Genomic DNA, 23,399 nt, shown 5'->3' on the forward strand with positions numbered 1-23,399 from the left:
CTCGCATTGCACCTTCCTGGACCACGCGCTAGCATGAAAGTCTACTTAGGGAGGTCGTATGGATCTGTTATACCGGGTAAAAACATTTTTCACCGCGCTACGCGGCAACCACTATACCTGGCCTGCCATCGACATTTCATTGCCCGGCAACCGCCATTTTCATCTGATTGGCAGTATTCACATGGGCAGTCGCGATATGGCACCTCTGCCTGCCAAATTACTCAAAAAACTCAACCATGCCGACGCGCTGATTGTCGAAGCGGATGTTTCCGGTGACGACGCGCCGTTTGCTAACCTTCCTACATTTGCCGCACTCGAAGAACGTATCAGCCCGGAGCAGTTAGAAAACCTGCATAAAGTCACCAACGAACTGGGTATTTCCCCATCGCTGTTATCTACTCAGCCGTTGTGGCAAATCGCCATGGTATTACAGGCGACACAGGCACAGCAGTTGGGGCTACGGGCGGAATACGGAATTGATTACCAATTGCTGAAAGCGGCAAAACAAGCGCATAAACCCGTTATCGAGCTGGAGGGCGCATCCAGTCAAATCGAGCTGTTATGTCAGTTGCCTGATAACGGACTGGCCCTGTTGGACGATACTCTGACGCACTGGCATACCAATGCCAGATTGTTGCAACAAATGATGGGTTGGTGGCTTAAAACACCGCCACGCAATAGCGAACTGACGCTTCCCAATACCTTTAGCCAGTCGTTGTATGACGTATTGATGCATCAACGCAACACAGCCTGGCGCGATCGGCTCAGGGCGATGCCTGCTGGTCATTACGTCGTGGCCGTTGGCGCGCTACATCTGTACGGAGAGGGAAATTTGCCGGAGATGTTACGGTAAAAAAAATGGCCAATATTTCTATTGGCCCGTCAAAGAGGAATTTCATCATTATTATGATCCCAATGCTTAAAGCATCGGTGTAGTTCGATTGTCGCTCAAAGTCATCATCCTGCCAATACTATTGCGCAAGATGGTACTATTTTTTAGACAGACATCAGGCGTATGCTTGAGTCGTATTTTGTCTGGTCTAGGAAAATTGCTATGACACCCGCCGTTAAATTACTCGAAAAAAACAAAATTTCTTTCCAGATTCACACCTACGATCACGACCCGTCCGAGACGAACTTTGGTGATGAAGTGGTACGCAAGTTAGGTCTGAATGCGGACCAGGTCTACAAAACGCTGCTGGTTGCCGTGAATGGCGATATGAAGCATCTGGCGGTTGCGGTCACGCCTGTAGCCGGTCAATTGGACCTCAAAAAGGTCGCTAAGGCGCTGGGGGCTAAAAAGGTCGATATGGCCGATCCAATGGTTGCGCAACGAACCACCGGTTATCTGGTGGGGGGGATCAGCCCATTAGGACAGAAAAAGAGATTGCCAACGCTCATTGATGCCCCTGCCCAGGCGTTTGACACCATTTATGTTTCCGGCGGCAAACGCGGGCTGGATATCGAACTGGCAGCGGGCGATCTGGCGAAAATTCTGGATGCGAAATTCGCCGACATCGCACGCCGTGATTAAGCGATTTTAGAATGATTGCCTGATGGCGCCCAGCTTTAAGGCCTACAAATCGAATACTCAACAGGGCGTTATTGGTGAAGGCAGTTTGGACGCGGCCAGCGCGCAGGAACCGGAGCGTACATGTAGTACGTGAGGATTCCGAGCACTGCCCGCGTTCAAAATGGCGAACAAAATAGCCCTGTTACTGCCAGGTAACTTCACCCTTCGGCTCATACATACTGGCATCCAGCGGTGAGTTCTTCTGCACGAACTCTTTCAGCACTTCCGCATCAATAAACCCGGTATTCACATAGCCTGGTTTGTTATCAATGCGCGGATAGCCATCACCACCGGTCGCGTTGAAGCTTAGCGTTGCCATGCGATAGGTTTTGGCTGGGTCAACGGGTTCGCCTTTAATTTTCAAATCGTTAAGCTTGCCGTCTTTCGCCACAAAGCTGACGTTAGCAAACTGCGGATAGGCCCCGGAGTCCGGCTTCATTTGCGCCACGGCGGTCAGATAGTCAATCACCTCTTTCCCGCTCATGTCGGCATACACCACGATGTTTCCGAACGGCTGTACTTTCAGTACGCTCTTATAGGTGATATCACCGCCTTCGATGGAATCACGGATGCCACCGCCGCTCATCACGCCAAAATCAGCGCTGGTTCGCGCCATTTGCGCAGCCAGCAGCAAATGTCCCATGTTGGTCTGCACAAAACGGACTTTGCTTCGGTCGCCTTCGAGGCGCGCATTGACGCTACCAATTTTCACGTCGAGCTGCGCTTTACCTTTATTCTGGAACGGCGTCAGCAGCGAAAGCATTTGCTGATTTTCAGCTATTTCCGGGGTATAGAGTACGCGCTCACTTTTACCGTTGTCCCAGGTCACTTTTTTCTTCAGGTTGACGGGAATGAGCTGGTAGTTGACCATTTTCATTTCGCCGTTACGGAACTCAAAGTCCGCCCGGCCCACATATTTCCCCCACTCGTGCGCCTGCACAATCCAGATCCCATTTTGCTTGTCTGGCGCACACGGCGTACCCGGTACGTAATCAACCTGCTTCTTGTTCTCTGAAGCCATACACACCGGATCCTGCGAGTGACCACCGACAATCATCGCCAGCGATCCCGCCGGCAGGCTACGCGCCATTTCGACATCGCCAGGGGCGTTCGAGCCGTGGTTGCCGTTGTCATAATGTCCCATATGGGTGGTCGCGATAATGATGTCTGGCTTTTCACCCATATTCAGTTCCTGAATAACCAGTTTGGCTTCATCAGCAGGTTTACGGAACTCAATATCGGTAAAGAACTCGGGGTTGCCTATTTTTGCCGTATCGTCGGTGGTTAAACCGAGTACGGCAATTTTTAAATCCTGGCGCTTAAAGATGGCCCACGGCTTAAACAAACGCTCGCCAGTGCTTTTCTGATAGATATTGGCCGAGAGAAACGGGAATTTGGACCATTTTTCCTGCTGGCGCAGTACGGTCATGGGATTATCAAACTCGTGGTTTCCGACCGCCATTGCGTCATAGCCAATCAGGTTCATCCCACGAAAATCAGGTTCCGCATCCTGCAGATCGGACTCCGGTACGCCGGTATTAATGTCGCCACCGGAAAGCAGCAGTACGCTTCCCCCTTCCTCTGCCACCTCTTTACGAATACTGTCCACCAGCGTTTTTTGCGCCGCCAGTCCGTATTCTCCGTATTCGCTGCGCCAGAAGTGACCGTGATGATCGTTGGTATGCAGAATGGTAATTTTGTAGGTTTTATCTTTTTCGTACGCTTGCGCTGGCTGACCTGCCAGCGTAAATGCGGCTAATAACGCCAGCGCCACGCCCCGTTTTAAAAACTTCATATTTCTCTCCCTGAGCCAAAATCAACGACTGAAATTACAATGATATGAAATAATAGTCGAAAATGTTTTCAGAAATGAGACTTCCTTCAAACACCTTCCGCAGGTATGTTAGTCAGGTAATAATAACAAAATAGATTACCCTCATAATCGCAACCCAAACAGAAGTGACTTTCTATGGCAATAAGTGAACCAACCCAGCCTGTGGCTGGCGCGTCAGCGTCGGTTGCTAAAGCACGCACCTCATTTGGCATTTTAGGAGCGATCAGCCTCTCCCATCTGCTAAACGATATGATTCAGTCGCTGATCCTGGCGATTTATCCGCTATTGCAGTCAGAGTTCTCGCTAACGTTTATGCAGATCGGGATGATCACCCTAACCTTCCAGCTTGCTTCCTCGCTGCTGCAACCGGTGGTGGGTTACTGGACGGACAAATACCCGATGCCGTGGTCGCTGCCCATTGGGATGTGCTTCACGCTGAGCGGACTTGTTTTGCTGGCCATGGCCGGCAGCTTCCATATGGTGCTGCTCGCCGCGGCGCTGGTTGGCACCGGCTCTTCGGTATTTCATCCGGAATCGTCCCGCGTTGCGCGCATGGCCTCCGGCGGTCGTCACGGCCTGGCGCAGTCAATTTTCCAGGTTGGCGGCAACTTCGGCAGCTCTCTGGGGCCCTTGCTGGCAGCTGTCATCATCGCGCCATATGGTAAGGGTAATGTGGCCTGGTTTGTTCTGGCTGCGTTATTAGCGATTGTCGTCCTGGCACAAATCAGCCGTTGGTATGCCGCGCAGCATCGGATGAGTAAAGGAAAACCGAAAGTCGCCATCGTAAATCCGTTACCGCGCAATAAAGTGGTGCTGGCGGTAAGCATCCTGCTGGTGCTGATTTTCTCCAAATACTTCTATATGGCGAGCATCAGCAGCTATTACACCTTTTATCTGATGCAAAAATTCGGATTATCGGTACAAAACGCCCAGTTTCATCTGTTTGCCTTCCTGTTTGCCGTCGCGGCCGGGACGGTGATTGGCGGACCATTAGGCGATAAAATTGGCAGAAAATATGTTATTTGGGGCTCTATCCTCGGCGTTGCGCCATTTACCCTCGTTTTACCCTACGCAACTCTGGAATGGACCGGGATTTTAACCGTGATCATTGGTTTTATCCTCGCATCGGCGTTTTCTGCTATTTTGGTCTACGCGCAGGAGCTGCTTCCTGGGCGTATCGGCATGGTTTCTGGGCTATTTTTCGGGTTTGCCTTCGGCATGGGCGGCTTGGGAGCCGCGGTGCTAGGGCTAATAGCCGACCATACCAGCATCGATTTGGTCTACAAAATATGTGCTTTCCTGCCACTTCTGGGGATACTGACCATATTCTTACCTGATAACCGACACAAAGCCTGATTTTCTGACGGCCAAAAGTAAATTTTGGCCGTCATTACTTGCAGTAGCCATCAGCCTTTACCTCTCACATATCACCGTACTTTTCCGATCCGTGCTTTTTTACTCTTAAAATCCCGTTTTCTTCAAAATTCAATAATTATTCATAAACATAAACATTAAAATTGTCATAAACTATTACTCGTAGTTTGGGTTTTCAGGATCATCACAGCAACCAAAGGAGACGGAATGCATCACGCCACCCCGCTTATCACCACCATTGTCGGCGGCCTTGTGCTCGCTTTTATATTAGGCATGATTGCCAATAAACTGCGTATTTCTCCTCTGGTGGGATATCTGTTAGCGGGCGTTCTGGCCGGTCCATTTACACCTGGTTTTGTTGCTGATACTAAGCTCGCGCCTGAGCTGGCCGAGCTTGGCGTTATTCTGCTGATGTTTGGCGTGGGGCTGCACTTTTCGTTGAAGGATTTGATGGCGGTAAAGTCTATCGCCATTCCCGGCGCGATTGCCCAGATAGCGGTGGCAACGCTGCTGGGTATGGCGCTTTCCGCCATATTGGGCTGGTCACTGATGGTGGGGATCGTGTTTGGTCTGTGTCTTTCAACCGCCAGTACCGTGGTGCTACTGCGTGCGCTTGAAGAACGACAGCTCATTGACAGCCAGCGCGGGCAAATCGCCATTGGCTGGTTGATTGTCGAAGATCTGATGATGGTGCTGACGCTGGTTCTCCTGCCAGCCGTCGCCGGGATGCTGGAAAAAGAAGACGTCGGCTTTGCCTCGCTGGCCGTCGATATGGGTATTACCATCGGTAAGGTGGTGGCGTTTATCGCGATCATGATGCTGGTGGGTCGTCGCCTGGTACCGTGGATTATGGCCCGCAGCGCCGCAACCGGTTCACGCGAACTGTTTACCCTCTCAGTCCTCGCCCTCGCCTTAGGTATCGCCTTTGGCGCAGTAGAGCTGTTCGATGTCTCCTTTGCGCTGGGCGCGTTCTTCGCCGGTATGGTGCTAAATGAATCTGAACTAAGCCACCGTGCGGCGCATGATACTCTGCCGCTGCGCGATGCGTTCGCCGTGCTGTTCTTCGTTTCAGTCGGGATGCTGTTCGATCCGTTAGTTCTGATCCAGCAGCCGTTGGCGGTACTGGGCACGCTGGCGATTATCATCTTTGGTAAATCCCTTGCCGCCTATTTCCTGGTGCGCCTGTTTGGTCACTCCCAACGCACAGCGCTCACCATTGCCACTAGCCTGGCGCAGATTGGTGAATTTGCCTTTATCCTGGCGGGTCTGGGAATGGCGTTGAACCTGTTGCCGCAGGCCGGACAGAATCTGGTGCTGGCCGGGGCAATCCTGTCCATCATGCTCAACCCGGTGCTGTTTGCGGTGTTAGAAAAATACCTCGCCAAAACAGAAACGCTGGAGGAGCAGACGCTGGAAGAGGCTATCGAAGAAGAGAAGCAAATTCCGGTGGATATCTGCAATCATGCCTTGCTGGTTGGCTTTGGTCGCGTCGGCAGCCTGCTGGGTGAGAAATTGATGGCTGCGGGGATCCCGCTGGTGGTGATCGAAACCTCACGTACCCGGGTGGATGAACTGCGCGAGCGTGGGATCCGCGCGGTACTGGGAAATGCCGCCAACGAAGAGATTATGAATCTGGCGCATCTGGATTGCGCGCGCTGGCTGCTGCTGACCATTCCCAATGGTTATGAAGCGGGTGAAATTGTCGCTTCTGCACGTGAGAAATGCCCGTCGATTGAGATTATCGCCCGCGCGCATTATGACGATGAGGTGGAATATATTACCGAACGCGGCGCCAACCAGGTCGTCATGGGTGAGCGTGAAATCGCCCGCACCATGCTGGAGCTGATTGAAACGCCGCCTGCAGGTGAAGTTGCTACGGCCAGTTAATGTCCGTGCCGGATAGCGTTATCGCTTATCCGGCCTATGCAAGATTTAACGGTCCCAGTACGACTCTTCGAGACTGTCTTCACGTTCCGGTAAACCGCGCGTCAGGCGCGGTGAATGCTGGTTCAGCACCTGATAACTCACGCGATTAGCATACTTACACACCTGGGCTAACGACGAATAGGTCAGCCAGGTGAACTTGTGCTTGCTGGAGTTAGGCACGTTGCTGCGGTGATAGCTGTTGGCGGTAATATCATGCAGCAATGCCGCCAGCGCGCCGTCACCTGCGCCGTTGGTGTTCATGATCTTCTCAGGCCCGCCCATATACGGTGCGATGTGCGAATACACGCGCAGCGGATTGGTACAGTCTTTATGGCGCATGGCGCGGCTGAATTCGTACTGGTTAAATTCGGCAATAGCACCAGGGAGCAGCGGATGCTGGGTTTTACGTTTAACTTCTTCTTCCGTAAAGCCCGCCATATACAGACCCGCCGGACCCGCCGTGCACAGCACCAGATCCACCCAATCCAGCGCCTTATCAGACGCCAGCAGCGGGTCGTTCTCGCCGGTCAGCGCTTCAGCCTCTTCTTCATTCATCGCCAGAATAGAGACATGCTCTTTCAGGAATGCCTGCCACCACTGCGGGTTATCGGCAATGACGAATTTGGTGCCCAGGGTCAGAACCACCGGCACATTGTGCTTTTTGGCGTATTCAATCGCCTTCATGGTCGCTTCCGGCATCGGCTCACCCGGTTCGCAGCGCACCAGATAAGACGTCAGCACCAGCGCGGACGCTCCGGCAATCACTGATTCAGGGATGCTATCCGCTCGTAGCTTATTCATATGCCCAGGGCTGATTGCGAAGGTACGCTCACCTGACTCGCCAATCAGCGTAAAGCAGCGGCCAATCGGTCCGTTAACGCCTTGCAGGTAATTCAGGTCGGTACGGCTGGAGGTATTGCATAAATAGCGGTAAGCATAGCTGCCAATCTCGATATTGCTGCACATCACGCCCAGCAGCACCGAGCGGTCATCCGCCAGCACAGAGTAGTTGTGCATCGTGTTACCGATAGTACCGCCCGCAAACTGATGGGTGATCAAATTTTCACGCACCAGTTCCTGGTAGAGCGCTTCTGCGACATCATCGGCAATCACCAGAGAATGCCCGGCGCTTAATCCATAACGTTTTACAAAGTCATCATCCACTTTGGCTTCAATATCCACCAGCGTCTGGTCGATACCTACCACCCAGGCTGCGCTGGTTTCATTTTCTGGCTGAATTTGTTGCAGCAACGGATCGCGCGCGCTGACGGGAAAATAGTGTTTGGATTTGCGTTTACCGGGAAATTTCATGGTCGATTTTACGGGTGGTTAACTGAGCGATGCATGGTAGCACATTCCCTGCCACGCATGCGATGCGGCGCTAAGTTTCAATATCAGACGGTGAGATCGCAGTTTATACGGGATTAATTTCTACAATAACTCACCTTCACAAGGAGCGTTTTATGAAGCCGGAAAACAAGATCCCCGTACTCGACAGAATTTCGGATGAAATGAAAAGCGTGGTGAATTTTCATCGCGACGATCTGCCGCCGTGGCCCCCTGCAGATGACTTCGTGGCCCAGCGCCAACACTACATTCATGAACGGCAGCTGTGGAATGCCGATGCCCCAGAGATGAATACCCGCGAATGCGTTATTTCTACCGCATGCGGCCCCGTGGCCACACGTATTTACTCACCGCAGCCTCATAGCCTGGCAACGTTGTATTATCTGCACGGCGGCGGTTTTATTCTCGGTAATCTGGATACCCACGACCGTATTATGCGCCTGCTGGCGCGCTATACGCAGTGCACGGTAATTGGTATCGACTATTCGCTTGCGCCAGAAGCCCGTTTCCCGCAAGCCATCGAAGAGATTGCCGCCGTCTGCCAGTATTTTCATCAGCACGCTGGCGACTATTCTCTTAATGTGAATCATATCGGTTTTGCGGGCGATTCCGCCGGAGCCATGCTGGCGCTTGCCAGCGCGCTGTGGCTACGGGATAAACGCATTGTCTGCGGCAAGGTGGCTGGAGTGCTGTTGTGGTATGGGCTTTACGGCCTGCAAGATTCACTGAGTCGACGGCTGATGGGCGGAGCGTGGGATGGGTTAACCCGCGAGGACTTGCAGATGTACGAAAACGCGTACCTGCGTAGCGCTGACGATCGCGAGTCACCGTATTATTGCCTGTTTAATAACGATCTGACGCGTGACGTGCCACCGTGTTTTATCGCTGGCGCTGAGTTTGATCCGCTGATTGACGATAGCCGCTTACTATTCCAGACGTTGCAGGCGCATCAGCAGCCCTGCCAGTACAAAATGTACCCCGGTACGCTGCACGCCTTCCTGCACTATTCGCGAATGATGAAAACCGCCGACGATGCATTACGGGAAGGCGCTCGTTACTTCAGAGCCCAGCTTTAACGGTAAGCGTCGGTCAGTTTAACCATCATTTCGATATGTTCCGGTGCGGCATTAAGCGCCGGAATATACTCATATTGCTTACCGCCAGCTTCGAGGAAAATCTCCCGGTTTTGTACCGCTATCTCTTCCAGCGTTTCGAGGCAATCTGCCGAGAAGCCCGGACACATAACCTGGATATGTTGTGTCCCTTTCTCCGCCAGCATTTTTAACGTTTCGTCGGTATACGGCGTCAGCCACGGTTCGCGACCAAAGCGAGACTGGAAGGTCATCATTACTTTTTCTGGCGGCAGGCCAAGCGCTGAAACCAGCTCTCGGGTGGTATCGCGACAGCGCTGCGGGTAGTCATCGCCTTCATCGGCGTAACGCTGCGGAATGCCGTGATAGGAGAGCAGCAGCAAATCAGGTTCACCGTGTTGAGCAAATGAATCCCGGGCACTCTTCGCCAGCGCATCGATGTAGCTGCTGTCATCGGCGTAATCACGAATAAATGAAACGCCAGGAATACCGCGTTTACGCGCTAAGATACGCGCCAGCTCGTCCCAGACTGCCGCCACCGTCGAACAGGAATATTGCGGGTACAGCGGTAACACTACCATGTGTTCAACCCCGCTTGCCAACAGTTCATCGACCGCGCTTTCAAGCGACGGCGAACCGTAGCTCATTCCCAGCGCAACAGGGGTATTTGGTAGGCGTTCTGCCAGCGCACGCTGTTGTGCCTTGCTATAAACCATCAGCGGGGAACCGTCTTCCATCCAGATTGACTGGTACAGCTTGGCTACGCGTGGCGCACGCAACGGTAAAATCACCCCGCGCAGAAGCGGCCACCACAGTGCAGGTGACGTATCAACTACGCGTGGATCGCTTAAAAACTGGCGCAGGTAGCGCTTAACGGCTTCGGGGGTTGGGGCATCGGGAGTGCCGAGGTTTGCCAGCAGGATACCGGTTTTCGTCTGACGCATTACCGCCTCTTATCGATTCAAATTGTTGATAATTGTAGCGGAAAAGCGATAAAGAAGAACTAATTGCTGTGAGAGGTAAGACGAGAATTTGCCTGATGGTGCTACGCTTATCAGGCCTACGCGATAATGGCAGGCCTGATAAGAGATTTATTACGCGAAAAAATTAGCCGAGGATTTTTTCCAGCGCTGCGCGCACGTCAGCAACGGCCTGAGTGCCATCAACTTTCGCGTATTTGGTGTTACCCGCCTGCGCTTCTTTAGAGTAGTAGCCGATCAGCGGAGCGGTCATCTGATGGTATTCCACCAGGCGCTTACGTACAGTTTCTTCCTGATCGTCTTTACGGGTGGTCAGCTCTTCGCCGGTCACGTCGTCTTTACCTTCAACCTTAGGCGGGTTGAATTTGATGTGGTAAACGCGGCCAGAAGCAGCGTGTACGCGACGACCCACGATACGGTCAACGATCAGTTCGTCAGGAACATCGAACTCCAGAACGTAGTCCACGTTGATGCCCGCTTCTTTCATGGCGTCTGCCTGCGGAATAGTACGCGGGAAGCCATCCAGCAGGAAACCATTACGGCAGTCTTCCTGAGCAATACGCTCTTTTACCAGCGCGATCACCAGCTCATCAGTCACCAGCTTACCGGCGTCCATGATGTCTTTCGCTTGTTTGCCCAGCTCGGAGCCAGATTTCACGGCGGCACGCAGCATATCACCGGTGGAGATTTGCGGAATACCATACTTCTCCATGATGAACTGAGCCTGAGTTCCTTTACCCGCGCCCGGAGCGCCAAGCAGAATGATACGCATTACGAAAATCCCCTTAAAGGTTGTCGATATTTTTTAAAAAGCGCTAAACGATACCACCATCACGCAATTGGCTCAAGAAAGACGCCCGACGCTGAAACGGTTAACGGTGGGAAAATTAAAAATAAGGCGAGAAAATGCCGGATGGCGGTGGAAACACCGTATCCGGCATACTATTACGAGATGCTGTAGGCCGGATAAGCGTTAACGCCATCCGGCATTACATTACGGGTATCAGGACACCAGCAACTGGTTCATACGACGGATGAACTGGTTCGGGTCTTCCAGCGTGCCGCGCTCAGCAAACAGCGCCTGATCCAGCAGCAGTTCGACCCATTCTTTGAACTGCGCTTCGTCCTGGGTATCCGCCGTGCGTTTTACCAGCACGTGGTCCGGGTTCAGTTCAAAGATATATTTCACTTCCGGTACGGCCTGGCCCGCAGCGGCAAACAGTTTCGCCATCTGGGTACTCATTTCATCCGCATCGGTGGTGACGATGGCTGGCGTGTCGGTCAGACGGTGAGTCAGACGCACTTCTTTCACGCGGTCGCCCAGCAGGGTTTTCACGCGCTCAACGAACGGCGTCAGCGCTTTTTCCGCTTCTTTTGCCGATTCATCAACTTCATCCGCCAGCTTGTCGATGGACTCGTCAGCTTTGGCAACAGACTGGAATGCCTTACCGTCGAACTCGGTCAGGTAGTTCATCATCCACTCATCGATGCGGTCAGAAAGCAGCAGCACTTCGATGCCTTTCTTACGCAGCAGTTCCAGGTGCGGGCTGCTCTTCGCTGCCGCATAGCTGTCTGCGGTGATGTAGTAGATTTTCTCCTGCCCTTCTTTCATCCGCGACACGTAGTCTTCCAGCGACACGGTCTGTGCGGAGGAGTCAGTGTGCGTAGACGCGAAGCGCATCAGCTTAGCGATCGTTTCCTGGTTGGCGTGATCTTCCGCCGGGCCTTCTTTCAGTACCAGGCCGAACTGTTTCCAGAAGGTCTGGTATTTTTCCGCGTCGTCTTTCGCCAGTTTTTCCAGCATCTGCAGTACGCGTTTGGTCAACGCGCTGCGCAGGTTACGGGTGACGGTGCTGTCCTGCAGGATCTCACGGGAAACGTTCAGCGGCAGATCGTTGGAATCTATCAGACCGCGCACAAAGCGCAGGTAGTTCGGCATGAACTGCTCGGCGTCGTCCATAATAAACACACGCTGGACGTACAGTTTCAGACCATGCTTGTGATCGCGGTTCCACATATCCCACGGAGCCTGGGACGGGATGTACAGCAGGCTGGTGTACTCCTGCTTACCTTCCACACGGTTGTGGCTCCAGGTCAGCGGGTCAGTGAAGTCGTGGGCGATGTGCTTGTAGAACTCGTTGTATTCGTCGTCTTTGATTTCCGACTTGTTACGGGTCCACAGCGCCTGCGCTTTGTTGATCTTTTCCCAGGAAACCACGGTCTCGCCGTCTTTTTCTTCGGATTTTTCGATCTCTACCGGCAGCGCGATATGGTCGGAATATTTGCTGATGATGGAACGTACGCGCCAGTCATCAAGGAACTCATCTTCGCCTTCACGCAGATGCAGGGTGATTTCGGTGCCGCGATCGTCTTTGGTGATGTCAGCAACGGTGTACTCACCTTCACCCGCAGATTCCCAGAACACGCCGTTTTCCGGCTTATCGCCCGCAGCGCGGGTACGCACGGTGACTTTGTCCGCCACGATGAACGCAGAGTAGAAACCCACCCCGAACTGGCCGATCAACTGGCTGTCTTTCGCCTGATCGGATCCCATGGACTCGAGGAAAGATTTAGTACCGGATTTCGCAATGGTCCCCAGATGATCGATAACGTCATCACGGTTCATCCCCACGCCGTTATCGGCAATGGTCAACGTACGCTTATCTTTATCGAAGGAAACACGTACACGCAGCTCACCGTCGCCTTCATACAGGTCCGGGTTAGACAGGGCGCGGAAACGCAGCTTGTCTGCCGCATCCGAGGCGTTAGAGATAAGCTCACGCAGGAAGATTTCTTTATTGGAATACAGAGAATGGATCATCAGGTGCAGAAGTTGTTTTACTTCTGACTGAAAACCACGAGTTTCTTGTCCTTTCATGTAGATCTACCTCAACAATGCCATTTTCAATGGTAAAAACACGTTGAGGGTGAAATGGGGACAAGCGGGAAGGATTTCAAGCGGAAGCCGCCGTCGCGGCCTCCGTTTGTTCAGAATTTAATCTTGTGTCGCCCTGCCAGAGAGTGCGACAGCGTGGTGCCATCGACCATTTCCAGCTCGCCGCCTACCGGAACGCCATGGGCGATACGGCTGGCTTCAACGCCATATTGCATGCAAAGCTCAGCAATATAGTTGGCGGTCGCCTCTCCTTCGACCGTGGGATTGGTCGCCAGGATCAGTTCGTTGATTTGCTCAGACGCCAGTCGCTGTTCGAGACGATCCAGCCCGATATCATCAGGGCCAATACCGTCCAGCGGCGACAGGTGTCCCATCAGCACGAAGTAACGTCCGGAAAATTGCCCGGTTTGCTCAATGGCGTAGATGTCCGCCGGACTCTCCACCACACAAATCTGACCGTTTTCCTGGCGACGCGGGTTCGAGCAAATGTTGCAGACGTCTTGCTCTGTGAAGGTGCGGCAATCGGCACAATGGCCGATTTCCGACATTGCCTTCGTTAACGCCTGTGCCAGACGCATCCCGCCGCTGCGATCGCGCTGAAGTAGCGTGAACGCCATGCGCTGCGCCGACTTCGGGCCAACGCCCGGCAGACAGCGCAGTGCTTCCATAAGCTGAGTTAACAGCGGGCTGGTTTGCATCAGAACGGCATCTTAAAGCCAGGCGGCAGCTGCATTCCGGAGGAAACAGAGGCCATCTTCTCTTTCTGCGTCTCTTCAATGCGACGTGCTGCATCGTTGAATGCCGCAGCAACCAGATCTTCCAGCATCTCTTTGTCGTCTTCCAGCAGGCTTGGATCGATCTCCACGCGACGGCAGTTGTGCGCGCCGTTAATGGTCACTTTTACCAGACCCGCGCCAGATTCGCCGGTCACTTCCAGCTTGGCGACTTCTTCCTGCATCTGCTGCATTTTTTCTTGCATCTGCTGGGCCTGTTTCATCAGGTTACCCAGACCGCCTTTACCAAACATAGGCTTCTCTCTCAATCACGTTAAGGGATGACGACCGTCAAACCATTAGGCTCACGATCAAATGGGGCGAATACTCTCTTCGTCCAGCTCCGCATCGAAAAAACGACGCAGTGTCTGGATGTTATTATCCGCAATAATCGACTCACGCGCCTGCGCGAGCTTCTCTTCATAAATGGCCTGACGCCACTCCAGCGGCGTACGCACCGCTGGATTATCATCTTCAACGATGGTCAATTCAACCGTTGACCCCGTTAAGGAACTCAGTGCTTCAGCCAGTTTTTGCTGCGCGCCGCTGGAATTTAGGTGTCGCTGCGTGGAACGCAGGTGCAGGCAAACTACGTTGCCATTCTCTTCTTTCCAGGCATTAAGCGCCACCTGCTCCACCAGTTTAGGCAGCGAGAGCTGACTCACCTGGGCGGCCCACGGGTCGCGTTCAATGGCTTCAGCCGCAAGCTTTGCCGCCAGTTCCGGCGTTTTTTCATGCTCAAGCGCTTTTTTCAGCGCTTTCGGCGTGGCAACGACTTCTTTAACCTCTGCAACAGGATTGGTCGCTTTCCAGCGATACGCTTCTTTCTTCGCCGGTGCTTTTTCCAGCGCAGAGACCGCCGGACGCGCCTGAACACGTTCCGACACCGAAGCCAGTCTTTCCAGCGCAGCATTATTCACCGGCCGCGCGCGGGAAGCGGCTGCCGGTTCACTCTTTTTTGCTTTGGTTGCTCCCTGAGCGCGTTGCAACTGGCTACGCGCCGCCAACACCTGACTGGTGGCATCGGAGAGCGGCACATTCTGTTGCTGTTGTGCAGGCGCAGGCTGCTGCTGCACCTGCGTCGGGGTCATCACCGCAGTGGGTGCGACCGGGGCAAACGACTGTCGTGGAACTTCAGGTTCCGGGAGCGGCATGCGCGGATGAAAAGCCAGCGCACGCAGCAGCGTCATTTCGACGCCCATTCGCCTGTCCGGCGCATACGGCAGTTCTTTGCGGCCGATTAACAAAGTTTGGTAGTAAAGCTGCACATCGGTTGGCGGAACAATTCGCGCCAGTTCACGCATACGCTGTTCAATGGCGGCCATATCGCTGCCGAGCGCGGCAGGCGAAAGCTGAACCATGGCAATACGATGCAGCAAAGCCGACATCTCAACCAGCAGCGCTTCCCATTCGATACCGCGCGCGGCGGCGTCGTTTACCAGCGCCATAACGCGTTCGCCGTCCGCAGCCACAACCGCTTCAACGAGCGAGAGCGCCTGGTCGTCGTCCATCGTGCCGAGCATGGTGCTTACCGCCTCGGTCGAGACCTGACCATCGCCGCTGGCGATCGCCTGATCGGTCAGGCTCAGCGCATCACGCAGGCTGCCGTCCGCGGCGCGAGCCAGCAGTTGCAGTGCACGCGGTTCATGGGCGATATGCTCTTCTTTGAGGATATGCTCAAGCTGATGGCGAATCTGTTCGACATCCAACGCTTTAAGATGGAATTGCAGACAGCGCGACAGGATAGTCACCGGCAGCTTCTGCGGATCGGTAGTCGCCAGCAGGAACTTAACGTGCGCGGGCGGCTCTTCGAGCGTTTTCAGCAAGGCATTAAAACTGTGGCGCGACAGCATGTGCACTTCGTCGATCAAGTAGACCTTAAAGCGACCGCGCGCAGGCGCATACTGGACGTTATCCAGCAGGTCACGGGTGTCTTCGACTTTGGTGCGTGAGGCGGCGTCGATTTCAATCAGATCGACAAAACGCCCCTGCTCGATTTCCCGGCAGTTATCGCACACGCCACACGGCGTGGCGGTGATGCCGGTTTCACAGTTTAATCCCTTCGCCAGCAAGCGGGCGATAGAGGTTTTCCCGACGCCACGGGTGCCGGAAAACAAATAAGCATGATGAATACGCCCTAGCGACAAGCCGTTCGCCAGTGCCGTCAGCACATGTTCCTGGCCGACGACGTCAGCAAAGGTTTGTGGGCGCCATTTTCGGGCTAAGACCTGATAACTCATTGGCAGGCTCTGAAAGGCTGGAGGGTGGATTCACAGGGGGATAATGCTAACACAACCTCGCAGCGACGGCGAGGTTGACACGTTATATTCGGGCGTTATCGTTGCAGTCAGTTTGGTTTCGGGCAGCGCACAGAAACCGGAGCGTACACGCAGTACGTGAGGATTTCGAGCACTGACCGGGGCCAAAATGGCAAAAAGATAGCCCTAAATTAGTGGCCCGGGAATGGAACCAGGCTATAACAGGTAAGCCCCTGTTTTTCCAGACGCTGTTCGCCGCCCAGATCAAACAGGTTAATGATAAAAGCAGCATCGGTAACTTCACCACCCAGACGGCGGATCAGCTTTACGGTCGCTTCAATCGTGCCGCCAGTTGCCAGCAGGTCGTCCACAACCAGCACTTTATCGCCAGGTTTGATGGCATCAACGTGGATTTCCAGCTGATCGGTGCCGTACTCCAGCTCATAGGTCTCAGCAATAACTTCACGCGGAAGCTTACGGGGTTTGCGTACCGGAACAAAGCCGACGCCCAGCCCCAACGCTACCGGCGCGCCAAACAGGAAGCCACGCGCTTCGGTGCCAACCACTTTAGTGATACCCGCATTTTTGTAGCGTTCAACCAGCAATTCAATGCTGAGGGCGTAGGCTTTCGGGTCTTCCAGTAAACTGGTGACATCACGAAAGAGAATGCCCGGTTTTGGGTAGTCGTGGATGCTTTTGATGCTATTTTTGAGAAACTCAAGCTGCTGTGCTGTCGCGGTCATAAGTTTGTGCCTGATTAATACAGTATTACTTCACGGCGCACTAAACACTTCATCCTCGACGTATCTTGAATGATTTTGTGTCTATATAAGAGCCAAGGTTACACTTGCTTAACCTTTGACCACCTGCGCCTGTGCTCGAAAACGGTCGAATTTACTGGCTGTGAGAGACAATTGCAACAGCGATTATTGCGCTTTACTGCTTTTGTTGTTTTTCATCAATCACCGGGATCCGCCACATAAAAATCAGTAAACAGGCGAGAATAACCAGCAGCAGGCCGCGCACCCACATCATATTGACCAGCCACAGTGAAATGCCAAACGTCACCAGGATCAACAAAATAGCGCGCGGTTTTGCTCCCGGCGGCATCGCACGGTGTTTTTGCCAGTGGCGCAAATACCCGCCGAACCACGAACGGTAAAGCAACCAGTCGTGAAAACGCGGCGATGAGCGGGCAAAACACCAGGCGGCCAGCAGTATAAACGGCGTCGTCGGCAACAGAGGCAATACAACGCCCAGCGTACCTAGCACTACCGCTATCCAGCCAATGATGATTAGAATAATGCGTTGCATAATATGAGTACTTAACACAGAGAATCGCTACTTTAGCATAACGGTTCTCATTTTCATCGGAGTGTTGTTGTGAAAACCGCCATGCTGTTACAGATGCTCGAAAACCAGCTTAACCGCTTGCGACAACATTGCGCCCCGCTGGCGCACCACACAACGCTTAGCGCCCGCTTTGACAGGCATCTGTTTCACACGCGCAGCACGTTGCTGCAGGCCTGCCTGGAAGAAGCTGACGATAATCTTACTGCCCTGCGCCGCGCCGTTGAGCAGCAGCAACTCCCACAAATCACCTGGCTTGCGGAACACCTTGCCTCACAGTTAGAGGCGATTTCACGTGAAACCGCCAGTTGGTCCCTTCGAGAGTGGGACAGCGCTTCTCCAGGTCTGGCGCGCTGGCAGCGCAAGCGGGTCCAACATCAGGAATTTGAACGCCGTCTGGTTGAAATGACGCGTGAACGCAAAGAGCGTCTGGCTCAGGCTACCGGCTTTGAAGAACAGCAAAAACTGCATCGTGAAGTAGAAGCATTCGAGGCGCGGCTGGCGCGCTGTCGCCATGCTCTGGCAAGAATAGAAAACGTGCTGGCGCGTTTAACCCGTTAATCCCCGGAGAATTTATGTCATTAGAGAACGCCCCGGACGAGGTCAAACTGGCCGTCGATTTGATTGTTTTACTTGAGGAAAATCAGCTACCAGCACGAACGGTGCTACGCGCGCTGGAGATCGTCATGCGTGATTATGAAAACAAACTTAAAACTGCGGAAGGCACCTCGCAAACTGATTAATTGCCCTCTGGTCTGCCATTGGCTTCGGTGTCAGAGTCGTCGCAACATCTCGACGATAACGGACAGATCATGGAACGACTCCCCACCACACCTCACGACGCGGTCTTTCGGCAAATGCTGACGCAAAAGGAGGTTGCCCGAGATTTTTTGCAGATCCATTTGCCTGAAGCATTTCTCAATATATGCGATATGGATACATTAACGCTGGAATCAGGCAGCTTTATTGAGGACGATTTACATACCAGCTATTCAGATATCCTCTATTCCCTGCAAACAACACATGGACCCAGCTACGTTTACGCACTGATTGAACATCAGAGTAAGCCCGATAAATTCATGGCCTTTCGCCTGATGCGCTACGCAATTGCCGCCATGCAACACCATCTTAACGCCGGGCATAAGACATTACCTCTGGTCGTTCCTATCCTGTTTTACCATGGTATGGAAAGTCCGTGGCCTTATACCCTTAACTGGCATCACCTGTTTAGCGAACCAAAGCTTGCGAAAGCGCTTTACGGCAATGAATTTACACTGGTAGACCTGACCGTAATGCCAGATAATCAGATCTTGCAGCATCAACGGGTAGCGATGCTGGAACTCCTGCAAAAACATATTCGTCGACGGGATCTGAGTGAGCTATTGGATCAACTGGTCACACTCTTAACACAAGAGCATCTGACAGAATATCAAATCGACGTTTTGATTAATTACATGCTTAAAGCAGGAAATACCACGGAACCCGGCGTACTTGTCCGCCATCTGGCGCAGAGTGCGCCACAGTACAAGGAACAGCTGATGACGATTGCCGAATGGTTGGAAGAAAAAGGCAGAGTGGAAGGCATACAACAAGGGCTGGAAAAAGGGTTAGAAGAAGGTCGGCAGGTTGAAGCGCGTAATATCGCACAAAAAATGCTCGCCCGCGGCCTGGAACTGGAGCTGATTACGCACCTTACAGGCCTGACGCAGGAAGAACTGGTCGCGCTGGCGCACTAAATGCAATCAGGGCGGCAAATATGCCGCCCTGATTGCAACTTAACCTACCGAAGGCGTCGGATCATCACCTTTAATGATGTCACGCTTAACCTCGGTCACGGTATCACCTTTCGCGTTATGCAGGTGCACTTCGAGCTGGTTAAAGGCGATATCAATGTCGTTTTCACGGCATAAACGATCGACCGCACGGTTCAGTTCATCAACCGTGTGGCTACGATCGCGCAGTTCACGTACGTATAATCGCAGTTCATGATCCAGCGTGCTGGCGCCGAAGGCGGTAAAGAACACCGCAGGCTCTGGATCGTGCATCACTTTCGGGTGTTCCATCGCCGCCTGCAACAGCACTTTCTTCACTTTATCCAAATCCGAACCGTAGGCCACGCCGATGCGGATCACCAGGCGCGTGGTGGTATCGGAAAGCGACCAGTTGATCAAACGCTCCGTCACAAATGCTTTGTTCGGGATGATCACCTCTTTGCGATCGAAGTCGGTAATAGTGGTGGCACGGATACGGATCTTGCTGACCGTTCCTGAGAACGTACCGATAGTCACGGTATCGCCGATGCGGACCGGGCGTTCAAACAGAATAATCAGACCCGAAACAAAGTTACCGAAGATTTCCTGCAAGCCAAAACCAAGACCAACCGACAGGGCTGCTGCCAGCCACTGTAGCTTATCCCATGAAACACCGAGCGATCCGAAGACCGTCATCGCGCCGATGGCGATGATCGCGTAGTTAAGGATCGTGGTGATCGCATACGAAGCGCCCTGACGCATCTTCAGTCGCGACAGCACCAGCACTTCCAGCAGGCCGGGTAAGTTACGGATCAGCGCCCACGCGACCATTGAGGCAATAATCGCAAACAGCAGGCTGCCCATGGTGACGTCTTTCACCACCGCAGCTCCCGCTTCGGTGCCGTTGTAATGCCAGAGCGTAATGCTATCGAGGTAGCTGAATACAGTTATCAAATCAGACCAAATAGCCCAGAACAGAACACCAAACAGGGCAACCATTACCAGCATGGTGATGCGCAGCGTTTGCTGGTTCACCTGCTCAAGCGCGATGGTCGGTTCTTCCTGCGGCTCGGCTCCTTCCGCCCCTTCTTTCACCAGGTTCTGACGACGCGCTAAGGCACGGCGCCAGGCGATACGCCGTGCCGCCACGCTCAATCCACGCAGTACCGTCTGATACAGCAGGTTCCAGAGGATAACCAGATAGACCGTTTCAATCCAACGACCGGCCAGGCGCAACGTGGTGTAGAAATACCCTGTCGCCGTCAGCACCATTAATGCAATCGGGATAATTGAGAGGACAGTAATGGTAACCAGACGCAAGCCATGCGACTCTTTGTCGCGCCAGCTTTCACGACACATTGGCCATACCAGGAAGGCGATCAGCAGCAGGTTGAGGAAAATAACTACCTGACCCAGCACATCGTCCATCAAATTAAGCGGTGACAGCTCAGCAATGACCGACCAGAAGTTGAGCGGTAACAGCGCCAGGCTAATACGCACGATCTGGCGGCGCCAGTGGCTGGTCTGCTTCGCTGGCATACCAAAATGACGAATTGCCACGCCATCTTTTTCCAGCACCTTCCAGCACAGACCAAACACCAGCCAGAAGACTGTCATCTTCTTACTGAACGCCCACAGCAGGTCGCTGATATTCAACTGCATGGTAAGCAGAATCAGGCCCACGGCGAGGATAATCAGGCACGCCGGCAACGCTCGGATCAGATCGATCAGAATCGCTTTTGGCGTATTGAGCTGACTGTCATTACGCAGATTCCCTACTGCGGCGGCTAATTTCGCCTGATACTCTTTCAACCATTTCAAACGCCAGCGGATTAACCCGGCAATAAGTAGCAGCGGTAGCCCCGCCAGGAACGCAATAAAGACGGCGGGCCAGGCTTTTTCCCAGTTCACCGTGATTTTCATCGACTTAAACTGGTCTTTTAGCGTTTGTGGGAAGGCTTTGATCCAGTCCCAGTCCATCGGACGGTTACTATTAACCCAGAAGATTTGCTGCGTGAGGATCCCTTTCAGGTTCTTCGACACGCTCATTAGCTGCTGTTGATTGATTTGCAGGTTAATCGCCATCATCAACTGGTTGCCCAGCTGCTTGTTCAGCTGATCCAACAGTTCACGGCGCATATCCACAACCTGCAGCAGGGCATCATGGACTTCACCATTCACTTCGTTGCTGTGCCCTTCTTCCAGTTTGGCGACAAACGCATCGTTCTGGAATAGCGCATCACGCTGCTGGTTTATCTCAAACTGTTCCAGACGCAAATCAGCGATCCGGTTAGTCATATCGGCAAGTTCATCCGCCGACGGCAGTGTTTGTTGTTGCTGATACAGAATACGCGACAGCAGCAGGCTGCCTTTCAGGACGGCAATCTGTTCTTTAATGTTGCGTTCGGATTGCAGCGCGCGGTCAAGCCAGTTTTTGACTTTGATATTCTGCTGCATCAGGTTGTTGCCGTTTTCGGTCGCGGCAATCAGACGCTGGCTGAGCTGATGGTTAACGTCCAGTTCCTGCTTCACTAACGGGTTTGACTGAATACGTTCGGCTTCATCCGGCGTTACCGCTTCCTGAGCCGTCTTTTCGGTTAACGTTAGTCGTTTGCTGTTCACCGCTTCTTGCAGAAGCTGGAGCTGATGTTCAAGCCGGTTACTGTTAGCTGTTACGTAATCACGTTGTTTTTGCAAGGTATCCTGCAAAACAGTATTACCTTCGAGGCTCTTACGCTGTTGGTCGATCTGCGCATTCAGCAGCGCCTGCTGCGCCTGCAGCAACACCTGCTGGCTGGGGCGTAACGCCGCCTCTCCCACATTGGTGCCATCGAGTCGATTGCGGATTTGCTGCATTTGCTGCGACGCGGTGTACATCGCATTCTGCACACGCTCTGGCTGCGTTTGCAGCGACACCAATTGGCTGTTGTAGGCAGCAAGATCGTTTTGCGAGCTTTGCAGATCATCCAAAACCTGTGCCACGCGCGACTCAAGCTGTCGTAAGGAGAGTGTACTCAGTGTTTTTCGCGTTTCATCGTCGTTATCGACATCGCTGAGCGAATTTAACGCATCCGTCGCCTGACGCATTTTCTCCGGCGCCTGGGCAACTTTCTGACGAAGCTGTACGGTCTCATCTTTCACGCGATCGATTTTATCCAGCGTGGCGATGGTATCGAGGAGATCCTGTTGAACCAGCTTATCCTGCGCGGAGAGATCTTTTTGTTTACTCAGTGCATCCAGTTGGCTCTGAATATCCGCTTTCGTCGGCAGTTCACCACTCTGTTGCGCCCGCGCAAAAGCAGACGACTGGCAAGATAGCAAGAGAATGAAGAAAAGAATGGTAATAGCAATAAGATGCTGTGAACGTTTATAGAGCTGCAACATAGTCATGAGAATGAACGTTTCTGAACCGGAAAAGTGACCGAAAATAGTCAAGCGGCAAGAATATCACGGCTGTGACCGGCAGAATAGCAGCAGGCAAAACGACCAGGAGAATTCCTGGTACAGGCCCAAAACATTTAGTGGATTTCCGCCACGCCAAGCCGCAGAGTTGGGCACATAAGGCACATCTCCAGCAGCACTGCGACGTATTCCCGAGCTTCTTTTTTCAGATCAAACGATTCGGGGGCAAATAACCAGTTTTCTATGATTCCGGTAATATAGCTGCGCAACAGGACCGCCACGCGACGTGTGTTCAGGTTTTCCGGCAGCATATTGGCATCCATACAGTGCCGCAATGTTTGTTCGATACGATCGTAATTTTCAATACAAAGATGGCGTTGAGCTAACTGAACAGAGGTCATTTCCCCGACAAATTCGCATTTGTGGAATATAATTTCCAGCAACAAACGTCGGCGTTCTTCTGTCACGGTAGCTTCAAGAACGTAAATTAAAATTTCTCTTAATACTGATAGTGGATCGTCGGGGAATTTTGCCTGATACTCAGTCTCTAACTCATCAATGTTAGGTTTTGCTAGCTCCCAGATTTCACTGAATAAATCCGACTTGTTTTTGAAATGCCAATAGATTGCGCCGCGCGTGACACCAGCGGCTTTTGCGATCTCCGCAAGCGAGGTGGATGATACCCCTTGTTGCGAAAACAAATGCAGAGCAACATCGAGAATATGCTGTCGTGTTTCCTGTGCTTGTTGTTTGGTTTTTCGTGCCATATGTCAGTGAATTTACAGGCGTTAGATTTACATACATTTGTGAATGTATGTACCATAGCACGACGATAATATAAACG

Annotated in this window: 20 protein-coding genes and 1 other annotated feature; of the genes, 8 read left to right on the forward strand and 12 right to left on the reverse strand. The window is 52.9% G+C overall.

The window, feature by feature from the left end; translation table 11 throughout:
* The first annotated feature begins 58 nt into the window (after nucleotides 1-58).
* Both JQN59_RS17050 and ybaK read left to right on the forward strand, forming a co-directional pair.
* Complete coding sequence (locus tag JQN59_RS17050; protein WP_136391587.1) at nucleotides 59-853, forward strand: TraB/GumN family protein; 795 nt, start codon at nucleotides 59-61, stop codon at nucleotides 851-853.
* Nucleotides 854-1,054: 201 nt separating this feature from the next.
* Nucleotides 1,055-1,534: a Cys-tRNA(Pro)/Cys-tRNA(Cys) deacylase YbaK gene (ybaK, locus tag JQN59_RS17055; protein WP_149607768.1), complete on the forward strand. Its 480-nt coding sequence runs from the start codon at nucleotides 1,055-1,057 to the stop codon at nucleotides 1,532-1,534.
* 181 nt (nucleotides 1,535-1,715) lie between these two features.
* Here the strand turns inward: ybaK and ushA are convergent, their stop codons facing one another.
* Nucleotides 1,716-3,368 carry a bifunctional UDP-sugar hydrolase/5'-nucleotidase UshA gene (ushA, locus tag JQN59_RS17060; RefSeq protein WP_149607769.1) on the reverse strand — a complete coding sequence of 551 codons (1,653 nt, stop codon included), beginning with the start codon at nucleotides 3,366-3,368 and terminating at the stop codon, nucleotides 1,716-1,718.
* 174 nt (nucleotides 3,369-3,542) lie between these two features.
* Between ushA and fsr the strand changes: the two genes are divergently transcribed.
* The gene (fsr, locus tag JQN59_RS17065; protein WP_003021788.1) at nucleotides 3,543-4,763 is read left to right on the forward strand and encodes a fosmidomycin MFS transporter; all 1,221 of its coding nucleotides are present in this window, start codon (nucleotides 3,543-3,545) and stop codon (nucleotides 4,761-4,763) included.
* Nucleotides 4,764-4,988: 225 nt separating this feature from the next.
* On the forward strand, nucleotides 4,989-6,668 hold the full coding sequence (gene ybaL / locus JQN59_RS17070; RefSeq protein WP_048214776.1) for a YbaL family putative K(+) efflux transporter: 1,680 nt from the start codon (nucleotides 4,989-4,991) through the stop codon (nucleotides 6,666-6,668).
* Between the two features lie 45 nt (nucleotides 6,669-6,713).
* Here ybaL and gsk read toward each other — a convergent pair whose 3' ends face one another.
* Complete coding sequence (gene gsk / locus JQN59_RS17075) at nucleotides 6,714-8,018, reverse strand: inosine/guanosine kinase (RefSeq protein WP_003021781.1); 1,305 nt, start codon at nucleotides 8,016-8,018, stop codon at nucleotides 6,714-6,716.
* 152 nt (nucleotides 8,019-8,170) lie between these two features.
* Between gsk and aes the strand changes: the two genes are divergently transcribed.
* Entirely contained in the window at nucleotides 8,171-9,130 is a 960-nt protein-coding gene (gene aes / locus JQN59_RS17080) for an acetyl esterase (protein ID WP_149607770.1), read from the forward strand.
* Here the strand turns inward: aes and hemH are convergent.
* From hemH to JQN59_RS17120, 8 genes are all read right to left on the reverse strand, one after another.
* On the reverse strand, nucleotides 9,127-10,089 hold the full coding sequence (hemH, locus tag JQN59_RS17085) for a ferrochelatase (protein ID WP_003831052.1): 963 nt from the start codon (nucleotides 10,087-10,089) through the stop codon (nucleotides 9,127-9,129). The two genes, aes and hemH, sit on opposite strands and share 4 nt — an antisense overlap.
* Nucleotides 10,090-10,252: 163 nt before the next feature.
* Nucleotides 10,253-10,897, reverse strand: coding sequence for an adenylate kinase (gene adk / locus JQN59_RS17090; protein ID WP_003021773.1), 645 nt, complete (start codon nucleotides 10,895-10,897; stop codon nucleotides 10,253-10,255).
* 231 nt (nucleotides 10,898-11,128) lie between these two features.
* Complete coding sequence (gene htpG, locus JQN59_RS17095; protein WP_032942554.1) at nucleotides 11,129-13,003, reverse strand: molecular chaperone HtpG; 1,875 nt, start codon at nucleotides 13,001-13,003, stop codon at nucleotides 11,129-11,131.
* A 110-nt stretch (nucleotides 13,004-13,113) separates the two neighbouring features.
* On the reverse strand, nucleotides 13,114-13,719 hold the full coding sequence (gene recR / locus JQN59_RS17100; RefSeq protein ID WP_003021767.1) for a recombination mediator RecR: 606 nt from the start codon (nucleotides 13,717-13,719) through the stop codon (nucleotides 13,114-13,116).
* Entirely contained in the window at nucleotides 13,719-14,048 is a 330-nt protein-coding gene (locus JQN59_RS17105) for a YbaB/EbfC family nucleoid-associated protein (RefSeq protein ID WP_003021764.1), read from the reverse strand. Before JQN59_RS17105 ends, recR begins: the two co-directional genes overlap by 1 nt.
* A gap of 57 nt (nucleotides 14,049-14,105) precedes the next feature.
* Entirely contained in the window at nucleotides 14,106-16,034 is a 1,929-nt protein-coding gene (gene dnaX / locus JQN59_RS17110) for a DNA polymerase III subunit gamma/tau (protein WP_149607771.1), read from the reverse strand.
* Nucleotides 14,709-14,773, reverse strand: a sequence feature (DnaX frameshifting element). It overlaps the preceding gene by 65 nt.
* Before the next feature lie 209 nt (nucleotides 16,035-16,243).
* A complete protein-coding gene (apt, locus tag JQN59_RS17115) occupies nucleotides 16,244-16,795 on the reverse strand; it encodes an adenine phosphoribosyltransferase (protein ID WP_003021759.1) in 552 nt (183 codons plus the stop codon).
* 193 nt (nucleotides 16,796-16,988) lie between these two features.
* Nucleotides 16,989-17,366, reverse strand: a complete 378-nt coding sequence (locus JQN59_RS17120) for a DUF454 family protein (RefSeq protein ID WP_008783969.1) — start codon at nucleotides 17,364-17,366, stop codon at nucleotides 16,989-16,991.
* Between the two features lie 69 nt (nucleotides 17,367-17,435).
* Here JQN59_RS17120 and priC point away from each other — a divergent pair, with 69 nt between their 5' ends.
* The 3 genes from priC to JQN59_RS17135 all read left to right on the forward strand — a co-directional run bounded on the left by priC (nucleotide 17,436) and on the right by JQN59_RS17135 (nucleotide 19,138).
* Complete coding sequence (gene priC / locus JQN59_RS17125) at nucleotides 17,436-17,963, forward strand: primosomal replication protein N'' (protein WP_182315468.1); 528 nt, start codon at nucleotides 17,436-17,438, stop codon at nucleotides 17,961-17,963.
* A gap of 14 nt (nucleotides 17,964-17,977) precedes the next feature.
* Entirely contained in the window at nucleotides 17,978-18,145 is a 168-nt protein-coding gene (gene rsmS, locus JQN59_RS17130) for a pleiotropic regulatory protein RsmS (protein WP_065772037.1), read from the forward strand.
* A gap of 69 nt (nucleotides 18,146-18,214) precedes the next feature.
* A complete protein-coding gene (locus tag JQN59_RS17135) occupies nucleotides 18,215-19,138 on the forward strand; it encodes an Rpn family recombination-promoting nuclease/putative transposase (RefSeq protein WP_048214781.1) in 924 nt (307 codons plus the stop codon).
* Between the two features lie 39 nt (nucleotides 19,139-19,177).
* On the opposite strand, the gene mscK is transcribed toward JQN59_RS17135, so the two are convergent.
* Together mscK and acrR are read right to left on the reverse strand one after the other, a co-directional pair.
* On the reverse strand, nucleotides 19,178-22,543 hold the full coding sequence (gene mscK / locus JQN59_RS17140; RefSeq protein WP_048214782.1) for a mechanosensitive channel MscK: 3,366 nt from the start codon (nucleotides 22,541-22,543) through the stop codon (nucleotides 19,178-19,180).
* A 128-nt stretch (nucleotides 22,544-22,671) separates the two neighbouring features.
* Nucleotides 22,672-23,322, reverse strand: a complete 651-nt coding sequence (acrR, locus tag JQN59_RS17145) for a multidrug efflux transporter transcriptional repressor AcrR (RefSeq protein ID WP_149607772.1) — start codon at nucleotides 23,320-23,322, stop codon at nucleotides 22,672-22,674.
* Nucleotides 23,323-23,399 lie beyond the last annotated feature (77 nt).

Source organism: Citrobacter sp. B72, from assembly GCF_016894305.1.
In the GTDB taxonomy this organism is placed as follows: domain Bacteria; phylum Pseudomonadota; class Gammaproteobacteria; order Enterobacterales; family Enterobacteriaceae; genus Citrobacter; species Citrobacter portucalensis.